The 25,004-nt window shown below is 45.8% G+C and carries 22 protein-coding genes and 1 pseudogene; 16 read left to right on the top strand and 7 right to left on the bottom strand.

Annotation, left to right across the window (positions count from 1 at the left end; all coding sequences use genetic code 11):
- The first annotated feature begins 698 nt into the window (after positions 1 to 698).
- The 8 genes and pseudogenes from L976_RS08755 to L976_RS22325 form a co-directional block, all read left to right on the top strand.
- Positions 699 to 1,928, top strand: coding sequence for an ABC-three component system protein (locus L976_RS08755; RefSeq protein WP_047536116.1), 1,230 nt, complete (start codon positions 699 to 701; stop codon positions 1,926 to 1,928).
- Entirely contained in the window at positions 1,909 to 2,574 is a 666-nt protein-coding gene (locus L976_RS08750; protein ID WP_047536113.1) for an ABC-three component system middle component 1, read from the top strand. The genes L976_RS08755 and L976_RS08750 overlap by 20 nt, the downstream gene beginning before the upstream one ends.
- Positions 2,549 to 4,882 carry an AAA family ATPase gene (locus L976_RS08745; protein WP_047536109.1) on the top strand — a complete coding sequence of 778 codons (2,334 nt, stop codon included), beginning with the start codon at positions 2,549 to 2,551 and terminating at the stop codon, positions 4,880 to 4,882. Before L976_RS08750 ends, L976_RS08745 begins: the two co-directional genes overlap by 26 nt.
- A 631-nt stretch (positions 4,883 to 5,513) precedes the next feature.
- Complete coding sequence (locus L976_RS08740; protein WP_047536106.1) at positions 5,514 to 6,116, top strand: DJ-1/PfpI family protein; 603 nt, start codon at positions 5,514 to 5,516, stop codon at positions 6,114 to 6,116.
- Between the two features lie 35 nt (positions 6,117 to 6,151).
- On the top strand, positions 6,152 to 6,463 hold the full coding sequence (locus L976_RS08735) for a hypothetical protein (RefSeq protein ID WP_047536103.1): 312 nt from the start codon (positions 6,152 to 6,154) through the stop codon (positions 6,461 to 6,463).
- 224 nt (positions 6,464 to 6,687) lie between these two features.
- The gene (locus L976_RS08730) at positions 6,688 to 7,443 is read left to right on the top strand and encodes a sulfite exporter TauE/SafE family protein (RefSeq protein WP_047536100.1); all 756 of its coding nucleotides are present in this window, start codon (positions 6,688 to 6,690) and stop codon (positions 7,441 to 7,443) included.
- Between the two features lie 101 nt (positions 7,444 to 7,544).
- Entirely contained in the window at positions 7,545 to 7,772 is a 228-nt protein-coding gene (locus L976_RS08725; RefSeq protein WP_231570485.1) for a hypothetical protein, read from the top strand.
- 226 nt (positions 7,773 to 7,998) lie between these two features.
- Positions 7,999 to 8,250: pseudogene (locus L976_RS22325) on the top strand (GNAT family N-acetyltransferase); the annotation flags it as partial.
- Positions 8,251 to 8,333: 83 nt separating this feature from the next.
- Here L976_RS22325 and L976_RS08720 read toward each other — a convergent pair.
- The 4 genes from L976_RS08720 to dapA all read right to left on the bottom strand — a co-directional run bounded on the left by L976_RS08720 (position 8,334) and on the right by dapA (position 14,847).
- A complete protein-coding gene (locus L976_RS08720) occupies positions 8,334 to 11,429 on the bottom strand; it encodes an efflux RND transporter permease subunit (RefSeq protein WP_047536097.1) in 3,096 nt (1,031 codons plus the stop codon).
- Complete coding sequence (locus L976_RS08715; RefSeq protein WP_037425693.1) at positions 11,426 to 12,508, bottom strand: efflux RND transporter periplasmic adaptor subunit; 1,083 nt, start codon at positions 12,506 to 12,508, stop codon at positions 11,426 to 11,428. The genes L976_RS08720 and L976_RS08715 overlap by 4 nt, the downstream gene beginning before the upstream one ends.
- 353 nt (positions 12,509 to 12,861) lie before the next feature.
- A complete protein-coding gene (gene bamC, locus L976_RS08710) occupies positions 12,862 to 13,959 on the bottom strand; it encodes an outer membrane protein assembly factor BamC (RefSeq protein WP_037417567.1) in 1,098 nt (365 codons plus the stop codon).
- 3 nt (positions 13,960 to 13,962) lie between these two features.
- Positions 13,963 to 14,847, bottom strand: a complete 885-nt coding sequence (dapA, locus tag L976_RS08705) for a 4-hydroxy-tetrahydrodipicolinate synthase (protein ID WP_037417569.1) — start codon at positions 14,845 to 14,847, stop codon at positions 13,963 to 13,965.
- A gap of 172 nt (positions 14,848 to 15,019) precedes the next feature.
- Here dapA and L976_RS08700 point away from each other — a divergent pair, with 172 nt between their 5' ends.
- Both L976_RS08700 and bcp read left to right on the top strand, forming a co-directional pair.
- Positions 15,020 to 15,571, top strand: a complete 552-nt coding sequence (locus L976_RS08700) for a glycine cleavage system protein R (protein WP_037417572.1) — start codon at positions 15,020 to 15,022, stop codon at positions 15,569 to 15,571.
- Positions 15,572 to 15,574: 3 nt separating this feature from the next.
- Positions 15,575 to 16,045 carry a thioredoxin-dependent thiol peroxidase gene (bcp, locus tag L976_RS08695; RefSeq protein ID WP_047536092.1) on the top strand — a complete coding sequence of 157 codons (471 nt, stop codon included), beginning with the start codon at positions 15,575 to 15,577 and terminating at the stop codon, positions 16,043 to 16,045.
- A 229-nt stretch (positions 16,046 to 16,274) separates the two neighbouring features.
- Here bcp and L976_RS08690 read toward each other — a convergent pair whose 3' ends face one another.
- Together L976_RS08690 and speA are read right to left on the bottom strand one after the other, a co-directional pair.
- Entirely contained in the window at positions 16,275 to 17,231 is a 957-nt protein-coding gene (locus tag L976_RS08690) for an adenosylmethionine decarboxylase (RefSeq protein WP_047536089.1), read from the bottom strand.
- Positions 17,232 to 17,533: 302 nt separating this feature from the next.
- A complete protein-coding gene (gene speA / locus L976_RS08685; RefSeq protein WP_047536086.1) occupies positions 17,534 to 19,447 on the bottom strand; it encodes a biosynthetic arginine decarboxylase in 1,914 nt (637 codons plus the stop codon).
- A 129-nt stretch (positions 19,448 to 19,576) separates the two neighbouring features.
- On the opposite strand from speA, the gene L976_RS23220 reads away from it, so the two are divergent.
- A complete protein-coding gene (locus tag L976_RS23220; protein ID WP_156143174.1) occupies positions 19,577 to 19,741 on the top strand; it encodes a hypothetical protein in 165 nt (54 codons plus the stop codon).
- Positions 19,742 to 19,909: 168 nt separating this feature from the next.
- On the opposite strand, the gene L976_RS23215 is transcribed toward L976_RS23220, so the two are convergent.
- Complete coding sequence (locus L976_RS23215; protein ID WP_011071981.1) at positions 19,910 to 20,062, bottom strand: hypothetical protein; 153 nt, start codon at positions 20,060 to 20,062, stop codon at positions 19,910 to 19,912.
- 476 nt (positions 20,063 to 20,538) lie between these two features.
- On the opposite strand from L976_RS23215, the gene L976_RS08680 reads away from it, so the two are divergent.
- The 5 genes from L976_RS08680 (at position 20,539) to L976_RS08660 (ending at position 24,672) form a co-directional block, all read left to right on the top strand.
- Positions 20,539 to 21,378, top strand: a complete 840-nt coding sequence (locus L976_RS08680) for a CvfB family protein (protein ID WP_037425700.1) — start codon at positions 20,539 to 20,541, stop codon at positions 21,376 to 21,378.
- Positions 21,379 to 21,544: 166 nt separating this feature from the next.
- Complete coding sequence (locus tag L976_RS08675) at positions 21,545 to 22,201, top strand: YceH family protein (RefSeq protein WP_047536082.1); 657 nt, start codon at positions 21,545 to 21,547, stop codon at positions 22,199 to 22,201.
- A gap of 89 nt (positions 22,202 to 22,290) precedes the next feature.
- Positions 22,291 to 23,121 (top strand): ABC transporter permease subunit, encoded by an 831-nt coding sequence (locus tag L976_RS08670; RefSeq protein WP_047536079.1) that lies wholly within the window; start codon positions 22,291 to 22,293, stop codon positions 23,119 to 23,121.
- On the top strand, positions 23,118 to 24,026 hold the full coding sequence (locus tag L976_RS08665) for an ABC transporter ATP-binding protein (protein ID WP_047536076.1): 909 nt from the start codon (positions 23,118 to 23,120) through the stop codon (positions 24,024 to 24,026). Before L976_RS08670 ends, L976_RS08665 begins: the two co-directional genes overlap by 4 nt.
- A 370-nt stretch (positions 24,027 to 24,396) precedes the next feature.
- Positions 24,397 to 24,672, top strand: coding sequence for an HU family DNA-binding protein (locus tag L976_RS08660; RefSeq protein ID WP_047536075.1), 276 nt, complete (start codon positions 24,397 to 24,399; stop codon positions 24,670 to 24,672).
- Positions 24,673 to 25,004: the final 332 nt, after the last annotated feature.

Raw genomic sequence — 25,004 nt, 5'->3', positions numbered from 1 at the left:
CACAGCCAAAATAATAAGGATGCTCAAGTTGTTAGCTAAATATCTTAATGTTGGTGAGAAATAAAGTTTCATACTAAACTGTCAATTAACACTGCTCGAACCGTTTAAGATTAAACGTGGCCAAAAATACAGATTCATACTAGTTGCTACTACCAAGTCCAAACCAAGCTTCAACTGAGTATTAAAGTATCATACTCGTTGTAACTCACTTAGGGACAGAAACGGGTTAGATTTAATGCACTAAAGGTGAGTAATAGTATTATCAAACTTATGGCAACCTGATTAGATTCGTTGGCTGATATCCTCTAACGCAGGCTTGCCATGGTGTTCACTCACCGACACGCAGCAAGTCCATCCGTGGATGCTCGACCGCCCCGTCCATGGGGCGGACGGTCGTCTCGCTAATCACCATGGCTAGCTTTTTTAGCATTAGCGTAATCTGTAAGTTTTAAAGAAATACGAAGCAAGCTTTGGGACAAAAATCAGTTAGGGTTAGTGCCCTAAACTGCAAACTTCGCATAAGCTGAGTTCGGTCAAATAAAGTTTCGAAAGTGTCTACTGAGTATGTAGCTATTCAGACAATATTCTTGATCAAGGCCGAAAAATGCAGAATATGTTTACCAACCAAACGAAATAATTACATAAAACCTCATAAATACATTAGCATGACTCAATCACGCAGGCAGCAAGGAGTTCATGTGAGTCAAGAAGACGAGAAATACCCAGCCAGCGCCATATCCTCGTGGAGCGGTTTCGTTTATCAAGGGAAAGTTGCGCTATATCACTCGCTTAAACTTATTTACGATGACGATTTAGACTTCGAGCTTCAGCTAGACAGTAGCGACGACTTTGCTATTTATAAAAAAGGAAAGCTACATACCGCCCACCAAGTAAAAGCGAAGATTAGCAAATATCGTAGTGGCTACACCAAGGCACTAGAACAGTCCACTTTAATCGAATTTGATAAAATAGAAGGGACGACCCGTTACTTTCATGTATCCGTCCAACTAGATAATACAGATGATCACAAAGGCGCTAGCGGAGAAACAGTAAAATTTTATCGCTACGGAGATAAATATTATTGTGGACTGGGTGAAATTGAAGGGTTAACCAAAGGACTTATAAAAAATATATGTGAGAAACAGTCCATCACTGTCAGTGATAACCTTATAAATTTTAACTACTGCCTACTGTCAGAAAAAATAAGCACCATCGCAATACATTGCCATAAATTAAATCAAGTTGACGGAGTCAGAGAAGCCAGAGCCGCATACGAGAATCGCATCAAAGCCAGTAGCCTTTTAGCTGATCTGCTGAACGAAAATCCCTATCAGAATAGGGACTACTATGCAGTTGAATTAAAGGCTCGGCTCCTAACCCATCTAGAAGAAAGGCTGGATCAAGCGCTACCAACAATGAGTGACGCCACTTATGAGAGAGCTAGGCGTTTATGTGAGCACATACGCGAAACGCCCATCAACGAATTAAAAACGCTATGTCAGATGATGAAGCCATCCGAGCGGTTCCAAGACGTTCAGACAAACGACATCAGGCGATATTCTAAACTGATACAGGATATTTCGGTGGAGCCCATATTCAACCACCTTCCGCACTACATCGACATCGAAAATCGGTTCTACGTACCTACCGCTCTTGACGTAGATGAAAGTGAAGAGTGTGAATCTGACATGATCAGAGAAATGAAAAACAACTGTGATTTGCTGAGATTACTTTTTGAATACAACCATCTAATCGCCAGCAAAGCAGAAGCCTCATTCACCTTCAATACAAAATTCACAAACTCAGATGATTTCGACAATAAGCAGGCCACTGAAAAGCTCGAAAACAACATCACCAAGTCGCTATGTATTAGCGTAATGACAAAAGACGACGCAGAGGGTCGACTGAATGATAAAGCAACTCATTGATGAAGCACTTGTTGCCCATGACTTTGTGAGTAAGCTAGAACTGGACACAACAAGCTTTTATGTTCGCGAGTCTGGGTCTGCTATTAGATTCGCAGTCGTACATATTTTAGACGATCTTCCTGACCCAGCTAATCTGAATAACCGAATCAATCACCTTGCTCCTGATGAATTCCTCAGAAACCCAAGCTTTAAGAAAAACTGTGATTTGATTTGCATCCATCGCCTTGATGTTTTGGCTGAGTTCAAGGATCACGAAGAAGAAATTTTCGCTATCGAGGAAGACCCGCATTTTTATAAAAAATATGTCCTCTATTACAGTATTGCGGAAGAAAGTGCGCTCAAAGATTTTACCTACGACAAACTGGAATCTGTGATTGCTGACAAAAAGGAATTTCTTAACTACAAAGAAAACCCTCTTATCGCGACACAATACAGCTTCGCAACGAAAACTTTTATCAAGCTTCCTTTCTTAGAGCTACCGAGCCATCAAGGAAACCTTGTGCCCTTAAGGTTACAGGCAGCTGAAGCCGTTGCAGAAGCAGGGCTGAATGATACATATTCGATTATCCAGCAAGTTACAAACAAAAACGCTGACGAAATTATCAAGGAAATGATTAACAATGAACTGGCAAATATCCAAGATTGAAGTTTCTAGCTTCAAAGCATTCAAGCGTATTTACTTAGATCTTGGCGAGTCATCCTTGCTAACTCTGGATGGTCCGAACGGTTATGGAAAAACAAGCATCTTCGACGCCATCGAACTACTACTCACCGGTCAGATTAGTCGTATACAAAACTTATTCGATACATTATTAACAGGTCATAAGAAAAACTACGCGGACAATCTCTTCTGGAATAGTCGATCCGGCGATAACGATTTATGCATTAAAATCGAATTTATTAATGATGATCGCAAACTTGTTTTAGCAAGGCATTGCCCAGCAGTAATATTTAAAAATCCAGCGAACAATAGGGCAGACAATTATGAAAATTTTACGCTTTACGAGCTACCGGAATTTGAATCATCTGCCTTCACGAAAATCGAACAGCGCGACAATAACTTTCTTGACGAAGTTTTCGGCAAAAACTTCAGGGAAAACTTTTCCTTCCTAAACTATCTGGAGCAAGGGCAAAACCGGCTGCTACACACTCGGGTAGACGATCGCAAGGATAAACTAGGAAACCTCTTTAACATCAGTGATATCGAAGCTGAGATCGAAAGCTGCAACACCTTATACAGTAAACTCGCAAAGTACATCAATAATCCTGAACGCAAGGCAAAAGCCTTATCACTTAAAGAAGAGATAGCTACCCTAAGAAGCACATTGCAAACAGTGACTGGGCTGGTTGAGTACAGAAAGCTATCGACGACTGATGTCCAGCCAGGATGGGACGAAGAGATCCTTTTTTCAACGTATTCAGCGGCAGATCATGCTGCCTATCAGGAATCCGTTCGCAAGATTATTGCCCTTCTTCCACTCAAAACCACGATAAAAACCAGGGTTCACAACGAGGGCATCGATGCAGACATTGATCGTAACAAGGAATCTTTGAGAAGTCTGGCTCAGTTTGGTAAAGACCTTGGCAAGCTTGATGAGCTTGACGCTATTAAGAAGGGGATTGATGAATTAGAGCGTTCAACAAGCATCATCAGACGCGGAGCCTCGGCTATCAAGCTTGAAGAAGCTCGATCACTGCCAAACTGGGAGGATAGGCGCCTTGAGTGGTTTGAATCAAAAATTGAATACCGAAACAGCCTACGTGAAAAAAGCACCGCTAATGCGAACGTCGTAGCCGAATTGGAACGCTTGAAAAGGCAACTCATTGATGAACATAAAAAGTCTTATCCCGACGATCAGTTGTGTCCTCTTTGTGGCGCTGACTGGGAAGATCACAAATCAATGGTGGATGCTATTGAGGCAAGAACTAAGCAGATCTCTGATTCACTTGGCCAGGACGGCAAGGACTTAGTAAACCTTATCGCTGCGATGGATGCTGAGCTGAAGCTCATAGGAGGCCATATACAAGACAGCCTAAAACTTCTCACGCCGACATTTGAACCCAATCTTCATGCTGCGCTGACCAAAATTAAGCTTCGGCTCCCAGCAATAACCCAGCTACTGGAGAAACTGCAAAGCGAGAATATTCAATTTACCGACCCATATACGGAAATTGATGAAGTAGTAAATGAGCGACTTGAAAAGCTTAAAGAGATTCTAAGGAATAAAAAACAACTTGAAGCTGATGCTTTAGCGCTACCGGAGGACTGGCGAGAAACAATAAACAGCGTCTTCAAAGACCTGCAAGACTTCTACATAGTCACGGCTGAAGACCTAAAGGACAAAGAACTGTACATATCGATTAAAGCTAATGAGGCTCAAAACTCTAGGCTCCAAACCTGTATTTCCGATCTTAAGCTGATCGAAAAAGAAGTCCTCGCAGCCAAAAATGCGCAAGGCAAAATCGAAAAGCTTCGCAGCACGCTGAAGAAGACAGAGCAGAGTTATACCGACCAGACCATTTCGGCCATTGAGTTCATTTTCCACATTTACAGTGGCCGACTGATCCAAAACTACCAACGTGGCCTAGGCCTGTTTATCGAGAGCCGTGAAGGTACGCAGTTGAGGTTCCTGACTGCTGAGAAGTCTGAACACGATGCAGTCATGTCTATGAGTTCTGGTCAGGTGTCAGCCCTCAGCCTTGCCTTCTTCCTCTCGCTAAACAAGGTCTATGCTCGCGTGCCTCTCATTCTGATTGATGATCCGTCGCAATCTCTGGATGAAGTCAACGTTGCTTCCTTGACCGATTTACTACGTTGCGAACTTAAACATTGCCAGTTGGTTGTCTCTTCCCACGAGGATGATATCTCGGCCTATATGCGCTACCGGTTCGACAGAGCAGGTTTGAAAGCAAGTTCGCTCAACATGCAGCTTTTAGCGAAAGATGCTTTGTAAAAGCTGCCCATGGCAAAACAGCAGTGCTGAGTGTCCTCGATGTTCATACGGATCAGTTGGCTATATTGAAGAGGGTATCTAAAAACAATAGGATCTGGTTTTACGCTTTCCTTCATTAGGTAAAGTATTCCAAAATCAGGTCTCTATTAATGTACCTTCTGTCAGTCATAACTTACTTTGGGGCAAAAAGCTTTTAGCCAAATGAACAGTGCAATGGCCGTCAAAATTGCCATTGTTGCAACAGTGACCGTTGGCCGCATGACCGCCCTTTCACCTCCATGTGAACGCGGCATTTACACTTCCATGTGTTGCAGATGCCGCCGTCGAGCCTATAGGGATACTTCTTGTAAAATAAAAGGACGGCGTGTCACTGGGGAAACAGTGGCAATGCATATATCGCAATATCCGATTCAGCCGACTTGTTTTGGGGCATAATGGGTTTAGAAATAGCAGCGTACCTATGAGCTCGCTGCCATTTTAGTATGAGACTTTATTACTCTCCCACACTTAATAAACGCAGTCACAAACATATGCGCGGTTATGTTGCAACAACAGGGATCTGCGGATTGAAGATGCGGCCGATGACGTGTTAACCCACACATTAACCAGAATACAAACAAGAGGACAAAGGATGTACCAAATTGCGATTGTGATATTTGATGAATTTACCGATATCGATTTCTTTTTAATGCGCGATATTCTCGGCCGCACAACAACCGATTGGACAGTCAAAGTGCTCGGCACCAAACCTAGCCACATATCAAGCTTGGGGATGACGGTAGAAACCCATGGTCATGTCGCGCAAGTCGCCGATGCTGACGTGGTGTTATTCAGCAGCGGCTACAAAGGCGTACCTGCCGCACTTGCGGATCCTGAGTTTATGTCGGCCCTTAAATTAGATCCCTCACGGCAATTACTTGGCAGTATCTGTGCGGGGTCATTCTTCTTTGCCAAGTTAGGCTTACTCGACAATATCTCGGCAACGACGCATCCCGATGCCAAACCCGCATTAGTGGCCATGGGTGTGGAGGTGGAAGACTGCGCTCTGGTGATCAATGGTAATATTGCCACCGCGGGAGGCTGCCTGTCCTCGCTCTATTTAACGGGTTGGGTTGCGGAGCGTTTATTTGACAGTGCGAAACGCCGCGAAATTCATCGGCAACTGATCCCCGCAGGCCAAGCCGATGTGTTTGAAGCTTTAATCGAATCCTCGATTGCCTCAGCCATTCGCTAATATGGTGTGCAATTCTCTGGATGAAGGGCGCAATTATGACACTCAAAGCACTACTTAATCAGTTAAAAACCGAGTACAAGCTCACCAGCGCAGCTGAACTTGCGGCGCTATTGGCGCAAGATAAGGCGCTACTTCAGCAGATCAAACAAGCGGATGCACAGTATTGGGTCAACTTTAGCAAGCAGACGTTTGATGGTTGGTACTGCGTCGCTACGCCATCGAATGCCAGTTACCATGTGTACTATCAAGAACGTGGGCAACATTGCTGGGGAGAAGAGGTATTTAGCGATCAACATTTAGCCATCGCTACGGTGATTTTTGAGTCAGGGCTGTTTCACGCTGAATAAAAGCATCACTGCAAAGTGTTAATCACTTTTGATGAGTTAGGCTGAGCCCTTAATGCCAAGGCTTTATACCTAACCCCGATTCGGCACGCCCATAACAAAGCCATCAATCTGCCGCCACTTACAATATTGATGGCTTTTCATCTGAGTAACTTACTGTTAAGGTGATGTTTTTATAAGCAATTGACATTCAGATTGAGTTAGACAATGGCAGCGGAGCATTCACTATGGATTGGTTACTGATCGCCCTCGCAGGCTTACTCGGCGGCATGTTAAATGCGGTGGCGGGCGGTGGCAGCTTTATCACCTTATTTGCCCTTGTGTTTGTCGGCGTGCCACCACTGATGGCCAACGCTACAGGCACTGCCGCTCTGCTCCCCGGCTACCTTGCCAGTGCCTGGCGTTTTCGAAAAGAGATTGAATATCCTGCAAATCTTAATCTAAAAACCCTGTGCTTGATCGCCATTGCGGGCGGATGCCTAGGCGCGGCAATTCTTCTAAACACCAGCGAGCAAGTGTTTGCTTATCTTGTCCCTTGGTTGATTTTGCTGGCAACCCTCGCCTTTATCGCTGGACCTTGGTTACTGAAAAAACGTTTAGCCCATGCCAGCATCCCCCGTGTGAATACCGTCAAGCCACTGACGGCAATGGTGATTCTCTTCATCGTCTGTATTTACGGCGGCTATTTTAACGGGGGATTAGGGATTATTTTACTCGCCACCTTTGGGTTACTCGGCCAAACCCAATTACATGGGATGAACGGGCTTAAAAATTTACTCTCCGCCCTACTCACCACCATTGCCGTGGTGATTTACGCCCTAGGTAATCTGATTGACGGACAATATCTGTTACTGCTTGCCATTATGGCGATTATTGGCGGCTATCTGGGCGCCGCGCTGGCTTATCGAATTCCCCAATCCCTGTTGCGGGGTTTTATTGTGCTTGTCAGTTTCGCCATGAGTGTGGGATTTTTTATGCGTTAACCCCTTTGCGTTAGACTAAAATATGCCAACCTCAAGAGTCATGTATTGGCAGACTACCTGCTTAATAGAAATCTAGATACTGGACAAAACAAGGAAGCGTGATGGGCGCCATTTCAATTAGACAAGCACAGATAGCCGACCATAACCCCATTGCAACCTTGCTGTTGCAGCTGGGTTATAGTGCCACCGAGGCGCAGTTACATCAGTATCTCGATGATCCTAAAAGATCGGATGAAATCTATCTCGCCGAGTCTGAGGGAGTTGTGGTTGGGCTGATAAGTATAGGGCGTGTTGGCGTTTCAGGGTTATTTTTGCAGCTATTTGGCTGACGTTTATGCAAGGCAAAGTCCGTGTAGTGTAGTTATTCTACATAAACGGACGATAACGCGGCAGAAACGGCAGCCAAATGCTGCCCGAAGGGTTCGTCTGGCAAGCACTTGCTCTTTGTCACTCGTCACTTGAGTAGAATAACTACACATCACTCCTCGTTTCGCGAGCACGTGCTTGCCAGAACGAACAAAATTTAATCTCGAAACGTCAACACGCCCTAATCTTTTTGATTATTTTCCCTCGCAACAACACATCTGCCGCATTACTGCTTTAGTGGTGACTGAGGCCAGTCGAGGCTTAGGTGTGGGGACGCAACTAATTGATTTTGCAAAATCGAGGGCAAGTAAACGAGGTTGTCGCCAACTTGAGGTCACCACGTCAATGAGACGGGAACAGACACAGGCTTACTACGAGTCCATTGGCTTTGAGAAAACCTCCTTTCGCTATATTCAAGCCGTTGACGTTAACCCAAAGTGATTTAGCCCAAAGTGATTTAGCCCAAATAAAATAGGCGCTTAAGTGTACTTAAGCGCCTATTTTGGCTAAGCGTTCGTGAGGGATTAATCCTGCGCTAATTCCTTTTCTAATTGCTGGGCAATCGCTTCTGGCGAGCCGCTATTACGGGCAAAAAGACCGTAGGCAGTTGGGATCACATAAATGGTAAACAGCGTCGCCAGCATAATACCCGCAAGCACCACTACGCCAATCACAAAGCGGGTTTCAGCACCTGCGCCCGTTGCCAAAACCAGAGGGACGGCGCCCGCAGCTGTAGTAATCCCCGTCATCAGGATAGGCCGTAAACGCTGGCATGAGGCTTGGATAATGGCGCGGTCAAAATCGACGCCCTTATCCCGCAACTGATTGGCAAATTCGACGATCAGAATACCGTTTTTTGCCGCAAGGCCCACCAGCATAATAATCCCAATCTGGCTGTAGATATTAAGGCTCTGCCCCGTAAACCACAGCCCTATCAAGGCGCCAACCGTGGCAAGCGGTACCGTCAGCATAATCACCATAGGGTGAATATAGCTTTCAAACTGCGCCGCTAATACCAGGAACACAATCCCAAGCGCCAGCAAGAACACAAAGTACATTGAGCTGCCAGACTCTTGATAATCCAGCGATTGTCCCTTGTAGCTGATGACAGCTTCCGCAGGCAAGTAAGCTCGCGCCACTTGATTGAGGTAATCCAGCGCTTCGCCTAGGCTATAACCATCCGCCAAGCTGGCCTCAATGGTAATCGCCCGCATACGGTTGTAGCGGTTAAGGGAGCTGGCATCGGCAAACTCTTCTACCGTAACTAAGTTGGATAATGGGATCAGCTCCTTCGTCCGTTCGGAGCGAACATAGATATTTTGCAGATCGGCCGCGGTATTTTGGTTACTGCGCTCCCCTTCCACAATCACATCATACTCTTCGCCATCACGCATAAAGGTGGTGACAAGGCGCGAACCTAACATAGATTCTAAGGTGCGACCGATATTAGAAATTGACACCCCTAGGCTTGCTGCCCTGTCTCTGTCGATCACCACTCTAAGTTGCGGTTTGGTCTCTTTATAATCGTGGTCAAGGCCAAGCAGTTTAGGATTTTCCGCCACCTTTTCCATCATAATATCCCGCCAAGCAGCGAGTTCCTCATAGCTTGGACCACCAATAACAAATTGCACTGGTTTGCCCACGCCACGGCCAAAGGCTTGGCGCATCACAGGGAAGGCCTGCACACCGGCTAAATCCGCGAGGCGCTTGTTGATATCGCCAATCACTTCTTTCATCGGACGACGTTGCCCCCAATCCTCGAGCACAATAATCGCCATACCGTTAGAGAAGTCTGCCGCGCGGCCAAAGCCACGGGGCGCACGAATAAGCAAACGCTTGATATCCCCCGAATCCACCAATGGCATTAGGCGGCTTTCCACCTCAGTCATATAGGATTCGATATACTCGTAACTCGCCCCCTGAGGCCCGTTAATCATTAAAAATAATGAGCCTCGATCCTCCTGCGGTGCAAATTCCTGCGGTACTTTTTGGGCAAGAAACACACTACTACCGAGCGCAATCAACACGATAACTGACATCAGCACTGGTTTTGCCATCGCGCTCTCTAGCGAGCTTTGATAGCGACGGGAAATGCCCGTCATAATGCTATCAACCTTACGCACTAGCCATGAGTCCTGCGACGCGGGTTTAAGCAGCTTAGAGCACATCATCGGGCTTAGGGTTAACGCCACGATACTGGAGAAAATCACCGCCGCACTCATGGCCACCGCAAACTCCTTAAAGAGCTTACCTAAGTCTCCTTCGAGGAACGTGATCGGCATAAATACCGCCACTAACACTAAGGTGGTGGCAATGACCGCAAAGGCGACTTCACGGGCACCCAAAAACGCCGCTTTTAAGGGGGAATCCCCTTCTTCGATACGGCGGTGAATGTTTTCCAACATCACAATCGCATCGTCCACCACCATACCGATGGCGAGGATCATCGCGAGCAGCGTCAACAGGTTGATGGTATATCCCAAGGCATAGAGCACGATAAACGTGCCGAGCAAAGACACGGGCACCGTAATTGCGGGGATTAACATGGCACGCACGCTGCCAAGGAATAAATAAATCACAATAATCACTAAGATCATTGCGGTAAACAGCGTTTGATACACCTCTTTGATCGAGGCTTCGATAAACACTGAGCTATCGTAGCTACGCTTAATCGACATTCCCGCTGGTAATGTAGGATTGATTTTATCGACTAACGCATTAACGGCGCGGGCCACTTCTAAGGTGTTGGCGGTCGACTGTTTTGACACCCCAAGGCCAATCATGGCCTCCTTGTTGCCGCGGAACATAATACGCTCTTCTTCGGAGCCAATGTCCACCTTAGCTACGTCACCAAGCTTGACTAAATAACCATCTTCTCCTTGAGCAATCACCAGATTGGCAAAGTCCTCAGCGCTGCGATAACTTCGCTCTAAACGCACGGTAAAGTGGCGCTCCTTGGACTCAAGCGAACCTGCGGGTAACTCGACGTTTTCAGCCCTAAGTGCAGCTTCGACATCGGCCACCGTGAGGCTTCTGGATGCAAGGGCTTGTCTGTCAAGCCAGATGCGCATGGCATAAACCTTGCCACCACCAATACGGATCATCGACACCCCGTCAACCACCGACAGACGGTCGGATAAATAGCGACGGGTATAATCGGTTAGCTCTAATGTGGTCATTTGATCCGACACTAAGTTGAGCCACATAATCACTTCATCGCCACCGTTGGCTTTTTGCACCTCTGGGGGATCGGCCTCTTCGGGCAAGTTATCTAATAGACCCGAAATTCTATCGCGTACATCATTGGCAGCATCCTCAATATTACGACTAATATCAAACTCTAAGGTCACCTGTGAGCGACCATCGCTGCTCGATGAACTCACATGGCGAATACCTTCGACGCCGCTGATCCTGTCTTCTATCAGCTGAGTAATGCGACTCTCAACTACCGCAGCACTGGCACCGCGATAGTTAGTTTCAATCGAGACAATCGGCGGGTCGATATTGGGGTATTCCCGCAGCGGTAATTTATCAAATGCGACTAAACCAAAGGCCACCAGCAATAGGCTAATGACCGAGGCAAATACCGGCCGTTTAACGGAAAGATCGGTCAGGATCATACGCTTGGCTCCGTATTAGCATCGGAAAGATAGCTAAATTTTTCAGCCAGTTGGGTCTTTACCACATCACCAGGATGCACCTTAAGCAGGCCGCGGATCACCACATTTTCACCAATTGCTAAGCCATCGGTAATTTCTACCCAGCCACGGGTACGAACTCCAATGGTGACTTGCTTACGCTCGATGACATTGTCTTTATTCACACTGTAAACAAAGTGTTCTTTCTGGATTGGGATAATCGCCGACTCAGGCAACATTAGCGCCTCACGGCTGCGTTTGATGAGTTTAACCTTCATCAGCATCCCAGGCAGTAAGCGTAAATCTGGATTTGGGATTTCGGCGCGTACAATCACGGCACGGGTGGTTGGGTTAACACGGCTATCGATGGAAATCACTTTGCCTTTAAAGATTTCATCAGGGAAAGCCACGGCTTTTGCTTCAACAAGCTTGCCGGGCTGCAAGTCTTGAATAAAACGCTCTGGCACTGAGAAATCTAATTTAATCTTGGAGATATCATCGAGCGTGGTGATCTCAGTACCCGGTGTCACTAAACTACCGACACTCACTTGGCGCAGGCCTAAACGGCCATTAAAGGGGGCGACAATACTGCGATCATTGAGGGAAGATTGTGCCTGCTCTAACTCGGCGCGGGCCGTATCGATTAAGGTTTGCAGGCGGTCACGCTCTAATTCTGCCACTGTTCGACTGGTGACAAGCGAACTAATCCGCGCCAATTCACGCTGATTGTCACTCACTTTCACCTGCGCTACTTTCACTTTGGCTATCTGCTCGGCATTTTGCAGTTGCACCAATAAATCGCCCTTTTTGACAATATCGCCATCATCAAACTTTAATGAGGTCACCACATCAGTGACTTTGGGCGTAATGGTGACGGACTCAAATGCCTTATTTGTGCCAATAGCTTCCACTTCGTCTCGAACTTGTGCCATAGAAGCGGTGGCGATAACCACATTAGGGGTGAGCTTAACTTTTGCTTGCTGCTGCTCTTGAGGTTGCATAGCTTGATATCCAAACCATGCCGCTGCCAAAATAGCGATGATAATTATGATTTTTTTCATCTGGCTTCCAAATGATGACTCGCATTAGTGACGGCTAGTTTACCCACTCGCATCATTGCATCAATACGTTTTACTTTTTCTTACAAATTACGCTGAGCGCGCAAAATTTGTAATAACACTGCGGACAAGTCGAAAAACACCACTGAGGTGAAGAATGCAATACGATAAATGGCAATTTAAGCGGATTATTTCCAAATAACTCACAACTTAAGCGGTTTAATCTAAAACCATAATATAACTATTGATATTACCTAGAAATATTCTGATACATCATGCTGTATCGTCCTAGAGCAATAGGCTGAATTGCAGACACAAAAAAGGGCGATAAATCGCCCTTTTTGACTGAGGTGGAATTAACGCAGTTTGCGCTCTTCTTTCATCAGATTCGACAATGATTCATACACCTTGGCGACAACGTCATTCGATAACGGCTGATCTTCAGCGTCACGCAGCAAAATCTTAGTCTCATCAGGGGTATCACCGTCTTGTAAGAGTAAACGGTAGCTACCTTCTTTTAAGGACAATTGATTGTCGTTCCACAATGAACTCCAGAAACCTGAGTTATCGGTAAACTTGATAAAGTACAGGCCTTTAGCACTGTCCATATCTGAAATTTCAAAGCCCATTTCTGGCAATACTATACGCAGACGATCCCACACTTGCTTATAGGAAGCCTTAGCAGACCAATATGCAGCACCCTCTTCTGGCGTGACCAAATCAACATTGATCCCTAAGGTCTGCTTTAAGCGGTTTGCTTGAATGGTTTGCTCACGCTTAACGCTCATATAAGCAATGGCACTGTTAAGCATATCGATGGTGTAACGCTGCTTATCCTCACCACTGAGCATTACATCCTGCTCTTTACCATCGTAAAACTCTTCGTGTTCTACTAAGTGAATAACGATATTAGCGGTACGGCCGTGCGGACGGGTTTCGATATCGAAGCGATAACGCTGACGCAGCAGATATTCTTTATCTGAGCCCCATAAACTTGACTCCAACACCTCTCGGCTTTCAATCCAATCGGTTTCAATGTTGCCTTTATCATAGTCGCGACTACGAACAGGGATCGCTTGCTTCGCTAAGAATCCATCTAAGTTAGCGAAAATCTCTTGCTTAAGATCGACACTGTTATCAATCGATTCAACCACAATCTTAATGTTATCGCTGCCCTCTTCCACATGCGTACCTTCTGCCATTGGCAAAACTTGCAGTGGTGGGCGGATATCAAGGTTTTTACCAACAAGCGCAGGGTTTGCTTTAGCGCCGATTGCCGGAACCTCGTATTCTTTATTGTAAGGCGGCGTTTTCAATCCCTCAGGGATCTTTAGCATTGGCGCTTGCTCAGCCTGAACATAGTCTTCGGCACCGTTGGCTTGGCGACGCTCTAATGGCGAACTACAAGCTGCAACAGCAGCAACTAAGAACAGTGGAGTGACTTTCTTTAACATTAATTATTTAACCTCTATCTGGGCACGAGTCATTGCATCTAACAACAGACCATGACATTGCTCAGAAAGTTCAGTCAAAGGTAAACGAATATGACCACACTGAATCAACCCCATACGATGGGCTGCCCATTTCACTGGGATAGGATTTGCTTCGCAAAACAGTGTGCTATATAAACCACGTAGTGGCTCGTCGATACTGGCGGCTAATTCGGCGTTGCCCGCCAATGCGGCGTCGCACATAGCTTTAAAGGCTTTTGGCACTATGTTGTTGGCAACCGAAATCACCCCGTTACCACCAAGGAGCAAAAACTCTCTCGCTGTCGCATCATCACCGCTGTACAGCATAAAGTCATTGCCGCAAAGTTCACGTAGTCGTTTAACCCGTGATACATCACCCGTGGCTTCTTTTACACCAATAATATTGCTCACGCTCACTAACTCGGCCACGGTTTCAGGCTTCATATCAACCGCGGTGCGCCCAGGAACGTTATAGAGAATTTGGGGAATATCAGTGCTGGCCGCCACGGCTTTATAGTGGGCCACTAAGCCCTTTGGCGTCGGTTTATTGTAGTAAGGTGTTACGCCTAACATGGCGTCAACCCCGACTTTAGATAAGGATTTGGTGAGTTCGATAGCTTCTGCTGTCGCATTCGCACCATTGCCACCAATCACAGGGATACGACCTGCGACAAACTTAACGGTTTGCGCGACCACGGCAACGTGCTCATTCATTGGCAGAGTCGCTGACTCACCGGTGGTACCCACGGCAACGATGGCGTCTGTGCCTTGGTCAATATGGAATTCGACTAACCTTTCAAGACTTGCAAAATCTACTGAGCCATCACTGTTCATTGGCGTGATTAAGGCTACGATGCTTCCGTTTATCATCTGACTTCCCCAAAATTTCAGGATTCGCTATGGTACTGATGCCAACCATTAATGACAAGCACTAACGGGGGTCTCAAATTGATTTAGTTATGGTAGCATTACATCCCGCACAAAAACTCGGCGCTCGGTCTCGAGTTTTCGCTCTATGATATCGAAAAAGTGAGGACAATTCATGACCAATTTCCTGGTCGTAACTGCAATGGGCGTAGACCGTCCTGGACTCGTAAGTAAACTAGCTCGGCTTGCCAGTGACTGTGACTGCGATATCGTCGACAGCCGTATGGCATTATTTGGTAACGAATTTACCTTAATCATGATGTTGTCAGGTTCGTGGGCATCCATAACGAAAATTGAAAGCTTGCTCCCGAGTCTCAGTGTTGAATTAGAACTGATGACGGTGATGAAGCGTACCTCTAAGCACACGCCGCAAAATTATCTTTCGCGCCTTGAAGTGCGCTTTACTGGTAAAGATCAGCGCGGCACGATGAAATCCATCACCCAGTTTCTTGCCGATCGCTCCTTAGACTTGGCGGCAGTCCGCTCCTTCTCTGAAGAGCTTGAAAATGGCGAGCAAACGCAAACTATTTCATTAACCATCAATATTCCTGAAAAAGTTGAACTAGAAAAGCTCGAAAAGAGTATCTATCAACTCTCAGAGGAGATGGCACTGGATTGCACCATTAGACGCATGGAAGGCACGACCTCAAGAAACGACAGAGGATAATAGATGAATACCTTAACCGCTGGTGCCAAAGCGCCACTTTTTACCTTACAAAATCAACAGGGTAACGCTGTTTCACTACAAGAATGCTTAACGCGTGGTCCCGTTTTAGTCTATTTTTACCCTAAAGCGTCAACCCCTGGCTGCACAGTACAAGCCTGCGGTTTACGTGATAGCAAAGCTGAACTCGACAGCCACAAAGTAACCGTCCTCGGCATTAGCCCAGATCCTGTGGCTAAATTAGCTAAGTTTGCTGAAAAACAATCACTTAACTTTACCCTACTCAGCGATGAAGACCACAGCGTTGCTGATGCCTTTGGCGTGTGGGGCGAAAAGAAATTTATGGGTAAAGTCTATGATGGAATCCATAGGTTAAGTTTCCTCATCAACACCGATGGCACTATTGCCCATGTGTTCGATAAGTTTAAAACCAGCGACCATCATCAAGTGGTGCTGGCAGAGATTGCAGCGCAGTAATAGCCGCTAAATGGTATAGCAAGGGATTTTCTGACTAATTGCCAACGGCTCGGTTTAGAAATTTCAGTTTTAATTGCCCAAAAAAACCGCAAGCAAACATAAAATGGCCCGAAATCAGGGCCATTTTTGATGAAAAATTTTCAGCTTGTGGCGAATAAATCCTCTAATCACACCGCAACTTTAGCAGTCGCTTATTCCAGTGAATCACCAACTCAATTATGGGAAACGATTATAGGAATACAGGCAGTAACGCTTCAGTTTGAAGCTGTTGATAGTGATTAAAATCAATCTGACAGCCTTGCTCAGTTACGATTGAACCATGCGCTAAACATACATGCTCAGGAAATCCAGCAGTTATAAGCGGCTGGTTAAAACGGATGAGATCCCAGCTTGAGGGCATAAATAGCTTAATCATTTGTGCAACAAGGGGATAGGGATAAACAGCTAAATCCAGATTAGTCTCAAAGCTGACGTAGGAGTTATCTCCCAGCCCCATCGATGGCGTGATATGCAAGGTAACATAGTCAGCCCCACGTATCCCATTTAACGAAAATCCCGCGGGCTGAAAACAGTGCATATCAAATTGAAAATCAGGGAAAAGTCGCTGCAATCCTAAGCGTTGATAAATCCCCTGCTCGGTTTGTGTGGGCAACTTGAGGTAATCAGCCAACTCGCCACGGATGTGGTACATCATCAGTTCAAGGCAGGTATCATACGTTGACGACATAGGTTGGCCGTCAGTGCAAAACAGATTGTCACTACAAAACAAATAGTGATGATGTGAGTCTAAATGGCCCACTCGAAAGGCTTTTCCGGGGATCAAGGTCCGCAATTTCGCAATATCGTCAGCAAAGTGTGTGCTTTGTAGCTGGGCTTGGTATTCATTCTTACGCTGATAACAGAGCGCGGCAATGTGCTCAACCCCTAAGGCGTTAATAAAGTAGCAGGCCGCCTCAATCAGGGTGCTATTACCGCAGGTGAGAAGCAGAATTTTATCATCCCAGACGAACAGACTGGATTCACTCAGTAGATAGGCATCGCAGGCAGGATTACGGATTGTTGACAGGATTTCCGCATTGGCACAGGCGACCAAGGTTGACCAAAAGCCGTACTCTCGTTGGCGCAGTGATGCCATATTGGAAGTGAGTCTGATCTCAAGCTTTTTTTCCGCGCCTTCAAAAAACATCAAGCCGTTCGCCTCATCTTATCCCTGTGTTTGGGCATCTAATCTATTGGTATATCAGTCATTCATGGTTCGCTCGCAACGCTGACTTAAATGTACGCACGCATTTTAAGACTGATAACCCATCAAATTTGCGCGGCTATTTTTACACGACTAGCGCCGCAATAAAACCACCGCGCTTGCTTTAACAAGGTGACAGCCTTGCAACACACTCACCTTGGCAACGCACTAGCAAAAATAATAGGCTATAAAAAACAAAAGTCAGCCTAAGTGTCCCTAGGCTGACTTTTTTAACACACTCAATATTAAGAAAAATCTTCTAAATAAGTGTAGCCTTTTAGGCCCACTTGTAATTCTTCTAAAATTTGTGCGCGTTCATCCTCAACAATATGCTGGTTGACTAACTCTTCGTAAGTCCGCATAAAGTCAACGGCATCTAAGTTAACATAGCGTAATACGTCAGCGACTGTGTCACCGGCAAGTACCGATTCAATATTGGTCATACCGTTTTCTTCAATGTTGACAACGGCCGAGTTAGTGTCGCCAAACAAGTTGTGCATATCCCCTAAAATCTCTTGATATGCCCCCACCATAAAGAAGCCGATTAAATACGGGCTTTCAGCACTCCACGCTGGTACTGGTAGCGTAGTTTCAATCCCTTGGCCGTCTACATATTGATCCACAATACCGTCGGAGTCACAGGTGATGTCCAGCATCACAGCGCGGCGCTCTGGCGCTTTGTCTAAACCAGACAATGGCAGCACAGGGAACACCTGATCGATACCCCAAGCATCCGGTAAGGATTGGAATAATGAGAAGTTAACGAAGAACTTATCGGCTAACTTTTCGTTTAACTCATCAATAATCGGTCTGTGGTAACGGTTTTTGGTGCTTAACAAACCTTGAACTTCATGGCATACGCGTAGGTTAGCCTGCTCAGCCCACGCACGTTCTGCCAAGCTTAATTGACCCAAGGCAAACAGCGATTGCGCTTCTTGCAGGTCACTTTGGCTATCATGATAAATCTCAATCAAGGCACGTTGATCGGCACGGCCACTCAGCTCAGTCCAAGATTGCCACATATTGTGCAGCAGCTGCGGCGATTCTTCCGCTGGCGGCTGGATATCTTCAACCTGATAAGCTTCTGTGCCAATCACATCGGTGATCAGTACCGCATGGTGCGCCGTTAAGTGACGGCCAGATTCTGAAATAATACGTGGCATAGGTTGCTCGTATTCATTACAGATATCGGTAAGCACATTGACGATGTTGTTCGCGTATTCGCTTAAGCCATAGTTCATTGAGTTGTTACTTTGGCTACGTGTGCCGTCGTAATCCACCGCTAAACCACCGCCGACGTCGAAGCAGTTAATGCTGGCACCTAACTCACGTAATTCACAGTAGAAACGTGCCGCTTCGCTCACACCTTGACGAATATCGCGGATGTTGGCGATTTGCGAACCTAAGTGAAAGTGCAGTAATTGCAGCGAATCCAACATATCGCTTTGTTTTAACTGGTCAACTACAGTCAAAATCTGCGCCGCAGATAAGCCAAACTTAGACTTTTCGCCACCGCTGGCTTGCCACTTGCCTTTTCCTTGGAATGCAAGGCGAGCACGTAACCCTAAGCGAGGTTTCACCCCTAAACGCTCAGACTCGGCTAGTACCATCTTAAGCTCAGACAGTTTTTCTAAAACGATATAGACCTTATGGCCTAACTTTTCACCAATTAAGGCTAAACGAATGTATTCGTTATCTTTGTAACCGTTACATACGATCACTGAACTGGCTTTTTGCGCCATGGCAAGTACGGCCATTAATTCAGGCTTACTGCCGGCTTCTAGGCCTAATTGTGGAACTTCTTTTGATGCTTGGCTCGCAAGGATCTCTTCTACCACAGTTTTTTGTTGGTTTACTTTAATGGGGTAAACCAGCAAATAGTCTGCCTGATACTCATATTTTTGTATCGCTTGGTCGAATGCTTGGCACAAACTGTTCACTCTGTGGTGCAGAATTTGCGGGAAACGAACTAATACAGGTAAAGCGACCCCTGCTTTAACCATGTCTTTTGCTAGCTCATTTAAGCCAATCTTGTGATCAGGATTCTTAGGATCCGGCGACACTGTCACCTCACCTTGGTCGCTGATCCCATAAAACCCTTGGCTCCAGTGGGTAACGTTGTACCCAGCACGAGCAGCATCAATAGACCAATCATTCATTTTTATTTAGCCCGTCTATAAAAAAATGGGTTAAACGGTCAGTGCAACATTGCAAGACCGCCCGTTCGACAAACCCAGGTAAACCATATAGTTACCTGACATACAGTTAGGATGAATTCACCCTAATTTGTGCAGCAAAATCAACCCAGCTTAGGCGACATTGATGCGATTTCCCTTAACGCAACCGGGATTAACCCGATACTCTTTTACCTTGGCGATAACAAGATGGTGTTTATATCCCCCTTTATCGCCATAGGTCTTTCACCCAATGGCATTAACCATAACGCGCTTTGAGGTTAAAAAACACTCAAAACCTTAAGCTTAAGCGTTGCGTCTCCGCTCAATATGCCTCTCTCTAAAAACGAGGTGCCGATTAAGTGGATAAACAATAGGTAACACTAAGGATAAACATTAGGTATTAAGCGGCAAGGCATCACCAAGCACACCTAACACTAGGTGAGATTATTGTAACAGGGGACTGTTGGCTTCTTCGCGGCCAGAGTTGATACGGATTAACGTGAGATGTTTAAGGCTAGTATCGTCATAGGGAACAACGATTGAGCGCTGGCATTGAGATGCTTTTAGGCAAAGAGCAAAAAATGGATGCTTGTGCATTAGCTAAACAATTCCTCTTAACCCCATGTAACCATTATAAATTGTACGTTACACGGTGAATGACCTGTGAACCATAAAATCATTACAACTCACGTAATATTTGTCATGTCTGTAACGAGCGAAGTCGTTAAACGGCGCAATTAAACCGCGCAATGTCACAGAATGCAAGCAAGAATCTCATTTAATATTTTTCATTAAAATATAATAAACACTACATTAACAGAATGGTTGGTAACAAGTAGATTTATCTATTTTAAATTAATAGGTTAACCATCAACCTTACTCTAAGTGCGTTCAATATTTTTTAATAGCCAATCAAGATAAATTGATAACATTTGCTCACATCAGCAATATTGTTTTATCTCAGCGCGACTGTTCATTTTCGACTATCGACGCAAAAGCCGATCTGGAAGCTGCTGTTTACGGATAAAGCGGTTATAATCACCGCCGAATGACATCCTTAGATAGAGAGCTCCATGGTACAGATAGGAAAAACCTGCAAACTTGAGGTAGTAAAACAAGTCAGTTTTGGTGTGTATTTAAATGCCCACGAATTTGGCCAAGTGTTACTCCCCAACAAAGCCACCCCAAAAGACTGCCAAGTCGGTGACTGGCTAGAGGTATTTTTATATCTGGACTCCGAAGATATTGTCATTGCCACGACCCGCAAACCTTTGGCACAAGTAGGAGAATTTGCCTACTTAAAAGCCGTGGCCACTGGGCCTTTTGGCGCATTTTTAGATTGGGGATTAGATAAAGATCTGTTACTACCTTTTGGTGAACAGCATAAACCGATTGAAGAAGGTCGCTCGTACCTTGTTTATGTGCACGTTAACCGAGCTGATGAGCGTATTGTTGCGTCATCAAAAATCGATAAATTCCTCGATAAAACTCCCGCCCAGTACGAAGTGGGTCAACAGGTTGACTTATTTATCGGTGGCACCACAGATTTAGGCTACAAAGCCATTATTAACCATGCCCATTGGGGCGTGATTTATCAAAACGAAGTGTTCCAAAAACTGCGTTTTGGTCAAAGGCTAAAAGGCTTTATCAAACAAGTCCGCCGTGATGGCAAAATTGATTTGGTATTGCAGCAAGGCAGTAAGCAAGAGCTTGATAAAAATGCGCACATTATCTTAGTAAAACTCAAGCAAGCGGGCGGATTCTTACCCCTAACGGATAAAACCGATGCCGAAGTGATTTACGAACAACTCGGTATGAGTAAAAAAGCCTTTAAAAAGAGTATCGGTGGCCTGTTTAAAGCCAGTAAGTTAAGCATCGACGATGATGGTTTACGCCTAACTGAAGCTGACTGATTGAGCTGAATAGTCAACCTCATACGGGACTTAGCACTCTCTTGTACTAAGGTTCGTGGTTTATTTGTCCAAATAGTCTGCCCAAACACTCAGTTTACCGACAAGCGCTAGGATCTTAAGCATGGCTCTGTTATAACAAAGTCATGCTTTTTTCTTTGGAGCTTATATGGAACTCACGTTACACGAAGCCAGAGTTATCGGATGCCTACTTGAAAAAGAAGTCACCACCCCAGAGCAATACCCTCTTTCACTCAATGCATTAACCCTCGCCTGTAATCAAAAAACCAGCCGCGAACCTGTATTAGAACTCACTGAAGCGCAAGTACAAGCCGCCCTTGATTCATTGAATAAAAAGCGCTTAATCAGCGAGCAATCGGGCTTTGGTAGCCGAGTCGTCAAATATAAGCATCGATTCTGCAACACCGAATTTAGCGAGTTACAACTTTCCAGCGCGGCGGTAGCGATTATCTGCTTGCTGCTACTTCGCGGCCCACAAACGCCCGGAGAGTTACGCACCCGTAGCAACAGACTGCATGATTTTAAAGACGTGCTTGAAGTGGAAGCCTGCATTAAGCAACTGATGGAGCGGGATAACCCCTTGCTAGCACAGCTGCCGCGGGAGCCTGGTAAGCGTGAATGCCGTTATACTGAGCTGTTCTCCCAAGGCGCAGAGCAAATTAGCGCTGAGTCATCCACCAATGCAGATGCCCACCCGCTAAACGAGCAGGATAGACAACAACTGGAAGCGAGAGTCACGCAGCTTGAAGAGCAAGTGGCAGAACTTAAAGATAAGTTAGAATCGCTTATCGCTTCTTTATCCTAACCGCGCCGCGGACAATTTTCGCGATAGGTCATCATCAAGATGACCACTAACGTGATAGTTTGTCCGCTCACTCACTGACGAGACAGCGAATGACACCAAATGCTCCCAGTACATTCAATAACATGCTTTTGATCGCTGGCTTTGAATGTCGCAAATTTCTGTTTAACCTTCGCGGGATAATTGCCCTCATCGCTTTTGCACTCGTGTGGGGAGTATTATTGCTCTATCCCATTCAAGGTGCGTCGACCCTACTGATGCAGCCCTATATTAAGGATCTCATCAATGGGCTATTTGGCAATAACGCATTGAATGTGTTGTTTGACTGGCCTGTTGCAGAAATGGCCATCTTCTGGTGCTTTGCCTTATACCTCTTTCCAATGTTTAGCATTTTGATTGCAGCCGATCAGTTTGCATCGGATAAAACTCGAGGCACATTGCGCTTTTACACATTGAGAACCAGTAAAGATAGCCTATTGTTTGGTCGTTTTTTAGGGCAAATCCTGATCCAAAGCATATTGCTTTTATTGCCCATCATCGCCACCATCGCACTGGCACTGAGTCGCGATATCAGCTTATTGCTACCGGCAATAAGCTCGGGCGCCTTAGTCGGCTTAAATGTGCTTATCGTGATTTTACCCTTTACCGCCGTGATGACTCTTTTGTCCCTCTATGCCAGCACGGCAAGGCAAGCCATGGTTCTGGCCACTATTTTGTGGACCGTCGTCTCTATAGCACTGCTGATATTGGGTAATGAATCGCGCTTATTTGAGGCTTTACAATGGATATTGCCGGGTGCTCAACTGTCGAACATGGTCAACACCAATGGACTCAATAGCTTTGCCTACGCACCAATTCCCCTATTACAAACCGCATTCGCCCTTTTCCTTGGCCGCGTTTATATCCAAAGGAGTCAACTATGATCCTCATTCAATGCCAAGGGCTGTCCAAACACTATGGCAGTAAAAAAGCGCTCAATAACGTTAACTTAACCCTCGAATCGGGAGCGCCCATCGCCTTAGTTGGCCCTAACGGTGCAGGTAAAACCACGCTATTTAGCCTGCTCTGTGGTTACCTCACCCCAAGCGCGGGCACGGTGCGTATTCTGGGAGAAGCGCCCAATAGTCCAGCATTATTAGGGCAAATTGCCGCCCTGCCACAGGATGCGACGCTCGATCCCAATTTAACTATTATCAGCCAGTTAAGCTTCTTTGCGCGTCTTCAAGGGATGGATAGCAAGCAGGCAAATCAAGAAGCCCTGCGAGTACTGAATTTAGTGGACTTAGCAGAGGTGGCGCAGCAAAAGCCACCAAGCCTGAGCCATGGGATGAGTAAACGTGTGGCGATTGCCCAAGCCTTAATCGGCTCGCCTAAGCTGGTGTTGTTAGATGAACCTACCGCAGGACTCGATCCTGCTAATGCCAAGAAAATCCGTGAACTCGTCAGAACGCTCTCGCCCACCACAACCTTTGTGATCAGCTCACACAACTTGGACGAACTCGAGAAGCTCTGTGACCAAGTGCTGTATTTAGATAAAGGTGAGCTGGGACAATCGATTTCGATGCGCTCATCCAATAGCGGCAGTGATTATCTCACCCTCACCATGGAAAGCTGTGACAGTGAAGCGCTGATCCAAGCCGTAGGTCAAATAGCTGGTGTGGTGAATATCACCTCAAAACAAGCCCATGTGTTTGTTATCCAATTGGATGACACGGCAAATCGTCATTATGAGTTTGAAACCGCCCTGCTCGCCCTATTTAAGCAGCAGCATTGGCAATATAAGATGCTGCTGAAAGGGCGCACATTGGAAGAAACGTTATTTTCTTAAGTCCGCGATAAGTCTAGCCATAATTCCACCGCTTAAACCAACTCTTACAGCGCCCGCAAGGGCGCTCAGTAGACACTTTGTTGTTTATACACAGCGAAACCAATATCATTTATTACACCCTATCAAAGGTGGAATAGTCGTAAATATCAGTTTTAACTTCCACCTTAACGCTAAACGCCACCCACTAGGCCAACTTAGCCCCTAACGCTGCTTATATAAGGAGTATTTCCGTTTCAAAAGAAAAGGTGAGTTGTCATCGCTAACCAATAAAGCAGCAGTCAAGCCGCATTGGTAAACCTAGACTTTCAATCTGATCTCGAGCTTGTTATAACTCCCCTTTCCTGCTCTTTCGCTGAATTCAGAGGTTTCAATGAACAAAGCACAACTGATCCAACGTATCGCCACTTCGCTTGAACAGTCCCAGGCCAGCACTAAACCTGTTGTCGAACAGATCCTACAACAGATCCATATCGCCTTAAGCGAAGGTGAGAAAGTCTTCCTGCCGCAATTCGGTACCTTCGAGTTACGTTATCATTTACCTAAATCGGGTCGAAACCCGCAAACTGGCGAGACGATGGAGATTGCAGGCTTTAACCAGCCGAGCTTTAAGGCCGCGACAGCGCTAAAACAAACGATAAATGAGTAGGTAGTATTGTGGATGCGTAAAAGAGCCTCATGAAAACCATGGGGCTTTTTTATGGGACAAGGTTAACGACATCACTTTGGCAATAAGCCTTAGCGCTCAAACGCCGCCTACACGAGCTCAGTTTGATGCTATCAAGCTCAATGTGGAGAAATAAAGTTGAGGAATATGTAGGTTATAAGGCAGGACTAATGCCTGTAACAAAAGTGGCAAGCGCGAAGCCGTGGCTCTAGAGAAGAAGATAGAAACGGCCCTTTAAACCAAATCCAAATAATCAGAGCCGTAGATGCAAAAAAGCCCCGACTAATGTCGAGGCTTATTTACTATTCACTAAG

This window comes from Shewanella sp. ZOR0012 (assembly GCF_000798835.1).
In the GTDB taxonomy this organism is placed as follows: Bacteria; Pseudomonadota; Gammaproteobacteria; order Enterobacterales; family Shewanellaceae; genus Shewanella; species Shewanella xiamenensis.
The sequence above is the reverse complement of the archived record's forward strand: the minus strand, read 5'-3'. Positions and strand labels throughout refer to the sequence as shown.